2 protein-coding genes are annotated in these 906 nt (G+C 48.8%); both read left to right on the top strand.

Features of this window, described 5'->3' with window-relative positions; genetic code table 11:
* Nucleotides 1-48: 48 nt before the first annotated feature.
* The gene (locus A8707_RS26285; RefSeq protein ID WP_068820414.1) at nt 49-351 is read left to right on the top strand and encodes a transposase; all 303 of its coding nucleotides are present in this window, start codon (nt 49-51) and stop codon (nt 349-351) included.
* A gap of 38 nt (nt 352-389) precedes the next feature.
* Nucleotides 390-887, top strand: coding sequence for a transposase (locus A8707_RS26280; protein ID WP_231948491.1), 498 nt, complete (start codon nt 390-392; stop codon nt 885-887).
* The last annotated feature ends 19 nt before the right edge of the window (nt 888-906 follow it).

Genomic DNA, 906 nt, shown 5'->3' with positions numbered 1-906 from the left:
TATAGAGCCTATTTGGGATCTTGGCTAAAGAGCTAGAATCAGAAATAAATGCCTTATTCGAGCAGCCTCACCGACGCAGAGTGGGAAATCATCAAGCCACTGTTGCCTCAAAAGAAGCAAACCAGACCGCCAGTTTGGACAAAGCGCCAAATCTTGGATGGCATCTTGTATCAACTCAAGAACGGGTGCAACTGGGGCGACCTGCCGAAAGACCTCCCCCCCTACTCAACGGTATTCTGGCACTACAAGCAGTGGCGCTCAGAAGGAGTGCTGGAGCGAATCAGAGATGCGTTGCACGCGCAGGTTCGAGCACAGGTCAAAAAAAACCAAAGTGGACAACCTTACTCCTGATAGACTCGCAGGCGGTAAAAAATACCTGTAACGCCAGTGTGGAATCGAAAGGGTTTTGTTTCTACAAATCGACGAATGGCATCAAGCGGCACTTGGCGGTGGACAGTTTGGGATTCCCTTTCTTCACCCACTGCACAAAAGCCAATGTGTCGGACGACCAAGGATTGATTGAGATGCTGGCGAAAAACATCGATTACTTCAAGGATAAACCCAACTGCCTGCCCAAAATAACCATCCTGCTCGACAACGGGTATCATCCAGCCGTGCTGACAACAGCACTAGAGGAAATTGATCCTCAAATCATGACCAAAATTCAGTTTGAACTCGCTCCCAAGCCCACTCCAGCCCAAAAGCAGGCGCAAGGAAAGACGGGATTTGTGGTCGTAGCAATGCGATGGGTAATTGAACGCTCAAACGCTTGGATGGAACGCTGTAAAAGCCTGGTCAAGAACTTTGAGAGAACGCTCGATCATGCCACAGCTAAGGTCAATCTTTGCTTCATCCGACTGATGCTCAAGCGGCTAGCAGTCAACTAGATCTCAAATAGGTTCTATA

It is taken from the genome of Phormidesmis priestleyi BC1401 (assembly GCF_001650195.1).
Lineage (GTDB): Bacteria > Cyanobacteriota > Cyanobacteriia > Leptolyngbyales > Leptolyngbyaceae > Phormidesmis_A > Phormidesmis_A priestleyi_B.
The sequence above is the reverse complement of the archived record's forward strand: the minus strand, read 5'-3'. Positions and strand labels throughout refer to the sequence as shown.